This is a genomic window from Collinsella sp. LCP21S3_A3 (assembly GCF_052118905.1).
In the GTDB taxonomy this organism is placed as follows: Bacteria; Actinomycetota; Coriobacteriia; order Coriobacteriales; family Coriobacteriaceae; genus Collinsella.
In genome coordinates, this window is the sequence record NZ_JBQKGH010000036.1 from 1 (window position 1) to 4,380 (window position 4,380).

Below are 4,380 nucleotides of genomic sequence, written 5' to 3' on the forward strand. Positions count from 1 at the left end.
GCGGTCGGCCAGGGCGGTCATCCGCTTGCCGGCCTCGTAGACGTTCCTGCCGTCCTCGAGGTAGCCCTCCTGGTCGAAGTGCATGATCTCGATCTTCTCGGTCTCCTTCATGTGTGTCCTCCCATCACATGTGCGCAATTCTATACATCGCGCTTCTTACTGATACCAATTATAGCCATACGATTGCTTGTTATTTAATACCAATCTAAACTCACGGAGATTTGCGGCAAACGGTCGGTTTCCTCACCCGAGTGGTATTACAACGCCAATAGTTGTCTATTTCGAGCGCTACTGCCAACGGGCTCCCCACAACTCGCCAGCTATAAAAGCGTTGCGCCAGACCCGCCCAAGCGTTTCCGGCGCAACCGCGCAGTTTAGTTATTCGGCCTCCATCTCCGCTGTCACACGGCGATACATCTCGATAACCTGAGTCGTCGCCTTGGACGGATCCTGATAGTAGCGGCCATCACACGTCTCGGCCGAGACATAGCCCGTATAGCCGTGGCGCATGAGTGCCTCGAGGTCGGCACGCATATCACGCTCGCCGTCGCCCCAGGCAAGATGCGTCGTGCCGCCGCCCACATCTACAAAGTGGGTGTGAACGATCTTGTTGCCCAAAACCTCAAAGTAGCCGTCTATCGTGTCGCCGGCAACTTCCATGGCGCCAAAGTCGATACAAGCCTTCAGGTTGGGGCGATCGACCGCCTCGAGGATGCGCGCCACATCCTGTGCAGTGTTGACCAGCACGGACTCCGACGGCTGCAGCGCCTCGAGCGCGACGCGAATACCGCGCGTGTCGGCGTAGTCGCACACCGAGCGCAGCATGGCAACGCTACGGGCCCAGGCGTCCTCAGCCGGCTCGTCCAGATAGGCCCAACCACTCGTCACCAGAATCTGCGGCGCGCCCAATTCAACGGCTACGTCGATCACATTCTTAAAGTACGAGAGGATGCGTTTTTGGCCCGCCTCGCCGCGCACCGCGACGTTCCACGGCTTGGGGTTGTTCTGCTCGGGGCACACGCACACGATCTTGATGCCGTACTGGGCGGCAAGATCGCGAATCTTATCCACCGATTCGTGCTCATGGCAATCCACATACAGGTGCATCGAGCCGGTCCACAGCTCGATATTGCGATAGCCGGCCTCACCTGCAGCCTTAAAAAACGTCTCGATGCTGTAGTAACGATGGTTGATGTTCATGAGCGAAAGCTCGGGTACGACCATAGCCCTCCCCTTTCGTACGGAGTTTTAAAAAACAGGGGGCCGCCGCAGATGCGACAAGCCCCCAAAGATCGACGCAACCGTTAGACGCGATGGAAGCGCGATTCGAACATATTAGGCAAGCACTCCAAAGTAAGCACCGATGATGCCCACGACCATGGTGCAGAGGATCAAGACCATCGGGTTGATCTTCTTGGAGAGCAGCCAGTAATAGAGCCAGAAGGCGGCCATGCCGAGCATACCGGGCATGATGCCGTCCAGGATGTCCTGGAGAGTCTGGGCGGAGTCGCCCTGACCGATAGCGACGGGCAGCGAAGCCCAGAACATGTCCTTGCTCATGGCGCCGACGACCATGACGCCGACGATGCCGACGCAGGCCATGATCTTTTGCATCAGGCCGGTCTTCTGAGCCTCGTCGAGGAAGCCAATGCCCAGCTCATAACCCTTGATAGCGCCAAAGATACGAATCAGGAACGCCGGGGTGTTGTAGATGAGCAGGAAAGCGATGGGGCCAAAGACGTTTCCGGCCTGGCACAGGCTGATGCCCACGGCAGCGGCGACGACGCGCAGGGTGGACAGGAAGAAGGAGTCACCCAGGCCGGAAAGCGGGCCCATAAGGGCGGCCTTGATGTCGTTGACGCTCTCGGGCTCAACCTCGCCACGAGCGACTTTCTCCTCCATGGCCATCGCGATGCCGCCCACGAAGGGAGCGAGCTGCGGGGTGATGTTGAAGAACGCGCTGTGACGGTGCAGGGCCTCGGCGTAATCGTCGGGACGGCCGGCATAGATCTTCTTGAGCATGTTGGCGACCATCAGGCAGAAGGCAATGTTCATCTGCTTGTAGTAGGTCCAGGAGAATTCCATGCCCAGGGCGCCGGTGTTCACGGCGCTCTTAATGAGGTCGGAGCGAGTAATCTGGTTCTCGGAATTAGAAGTCATCGTCCTCATCCCCTTCCACAGAAAGCTGGGGCTGGGCGCCACCAAGGCCCAGCAGGTCGTACTTGTCGATGCCGATGATGATTGCGATCAGAGCGACGCCGAGGACGGGCACGTTGGCATAGGAGCACAGCAGGAAGCCCAGGAAGTAGAACGGCACGAGCTGCTTGGTAAGCACCAGACGGCCGAGCATGGCGAAGCCCATGGCAGGCAGGATGTTGGCTGCGACGCCAAAGCCATCGAGGACGAACGTCGGGATGAAGTCGAGCAGGCCCTGAACGGCGTCGGCACCCAGATAGAAGGAGACCGAGCACAGGATAAAGGCCAGGACGACAATCACGAGACCGATAATCCAGTGCATAGCGTAGATACCCTTGAGGTTACCCTTGCTGGCAAAGACGTCGGCACGGTCGACCAGAAGGGGCATACCGGCGTTGACGACGTTCTTAATGGCCAGGCACAGAGTGGCGATGGGCATCGCGAGCGCGATAGCGGCCTCGGTGCTCTGACCCAGCTGAATAGCGAAGGCGCAGGCGAGCACACCGCCAATACACTCATCGGGCGGCACGTAAGCGCCGATGGAGATTGAGCCCATGAAGAGCAGCTCGAGGCTCGCACCGATGGCGAGGCCGGACTGCAGGTCCCCGAGGACTATGCCGACGAGCGGGCACAGAACGATCGGGCGGAACGCATAGAGCGTACCGAGCTGATAATCGAGCTTACCGAAGGCAGCGATAAGTCCGATAAGGATCGCTTGAACAAGCATTGTTCCTCCCTTTGATCCCTCTTGGATCCGCGCGGCGATTCCCGACTTGTCAGCGCGCCCTTTCCCATGCCGACAATCGTCCAGACAGATCCAGCTTGTACCGGTGTGCTGTTAACACCTAAACCGGTGCAAATGATTTAATACCAATTATATAGTCATGCGAAAACTATTTAATACCAATCGCTCAACGGGCAGGTACTCCCGGTGAACGGTAGATGGGGTAACGGGTAAAGCGTTTATCCGGTACGCCCACGGGCAGGGCGGCGCCGTACGCGCCGCCCCGTAGTTCCCAATTAGAGGGCGCTTAGAGCATCGACCTTGGGGTCGTCGGCCAGAGCGCGAATCTCGACCTCGATTCCGCGGCCGACGAGCTCGCGAATGTCCTCTTCCTCGGCAGCGGTCACAAAGATCTGACGGGAGATCTTACGGGCATCGGGACGCTGCTCATCCTTGGACTTGGTGTTGCCCAGGTTGATGGAGGTAATCTGCGGGCAGCCTTCGACAAGCTGCTTGGCCTCGGCGATGCTGGCGACGCAGATGATCATCTTGTACTTATCGGTGACACCGGAGTTGATAGCCTCGATGGCGTGCTCCATGTCCTTGATGACGAGCTTGGCGTTGGCCGGCTTTCCCATCTTGAGCGTGGTCTTCCAGACGGGATCGTTGGCAACCTTGTCGCCAACGCAGAAGATGCAGTCGGAGCCCAGGCCCTGGACCCAAGAGACGGCCACCTGGCCATGAAGCAGACGATGGTCGACGCGAACCAATTGAATCATGATTGACCCCCAAAGGTCTCATGCCGGAAACCCGGCCCCATTATTAGCAGGCGGTGACTAGAACTCTTCCTCGTCATCCGCATCGGTCAGCAGGTCGTTGACAAACTTGACGCGCGTGTCGTCAGCCGCGAGAATCTCGCGGATAACCTGGTCGGCGGGAGCCTCCTGGTCCGAGAAGAGCAGCTGGATTAGCAGCGGCAGATTCATGTTGGCAATCAGGTAGGTGTTGGGGCGCGTCTGGACGATCTTGGTGAACTCGTTGTTGACGCTGCCGCCAAACAGGTCGGTGCACACGATCACATCGTCGGCGGGATCGATAGTCGCCAGGAGCTTGGCGGCCTCCTCGGCGACGTCGGTGCGGCCGTCGACAAACATCGACAGATCGTGGACGTTATCGCGCGCGCCCGAGAGTAGCTCGGTGCTCTCCTTGATGCCGGTCGCAAAATGCGCGTGGCTGGCAAAGATGTATTGCCTCATTGCGGTTTCCCCCAAATAGAATTAGTAGTCGAACTGGTGGTAGTAGCGGCGGTACTTGAGGTTGTGCTTGGTGACCAGCTCGTAGTTGCGCGCGAGGCGGTCGGTGGTCAGCACGGACAGGATCCACGGCGACACGATGACGCGGAAGTCGTCGTCCAGGCCCGGGATCGCGTACTCGGCGGTGTCGATGATGACGTAGTCCTC

The 4,380-nt window shown here is 58.8% G+C and carries 5 protein-coding genes and 1 pseudogene; all 6 read right to left on the minus strand.

All coding sequences use genetic code 11. From position 1 onward, the window contains the following. Nucleotides 1-378: 378 nt before the first annotated feature. A complete protein-coding gene (locus ACTQ0H_RS09145) occupies nt 379-1,224 on the minus strand; it encodes a sugar phosphate isomerase/epimerase family protein (protein WP_441049359.1) in 846 nt (281 codons plus the stop codon). Nucleotides 1,225-1,335: 111 nt separating this feature from the next. Further along, nucleotides 1,336-2,169, minus strand: coding sequence for a PTS system mannose/fructose/sorbose family transporter subunit IID (locus ACTQ0H_RS09150; protein WP_441049357.1), 834 nt, complete (start codon nt 2,167-2,169; stop codon nt 1,336-1,338). Beyond that, a complete protein-coding gene (locus tag ACTQ0H_RS09155) occupies nt 2,150-2,923 on the minus strand; it encodes a PTS mannose/fructose/sorbose/N-acetylgalactosamine transporter subunit IIC (protein ID WP_441049355.1) in 774 nt (257 codons plus the stop codon). Before ACTQ0H_RS09155 ends, ACTQ0H_RS09150 begins: the two co-directional genes overlap by 20 nt. A gap of 293 nt (nt 2,924-3,216) precedes the next feature. Next, entirely contained in the window at nt 3,217-3,699 is a 483-nt protein-coding gene (locus ACTQ0H_RS09160) for a PTS sugar transporter subunit IIB (RefSeq protein WP_441538943.1), read from the minus strand. 57 nt (nt 3,700-3,756) lie between these two features. Further along, nucleotides 3,757-4,176, minus strand: a complete 420-nt coding sequence (locus tag ACTQ0H_RS09165) for a PTS sugar transporter subunit IIA (RefSeq protein ID WP_154515120.1) — start codon at nt 4,174-4,176, stop codon at nt 3,757-3,759. A gap of 21 nt (nt 4,177-4,197) precedes the next feature. Beyond that, a pseudogene (locus ACTQ0H_RS09170) lies at nt 4,198-4,380 on the minus strand (SIS domain-containing protein); the annotation flags it as partial.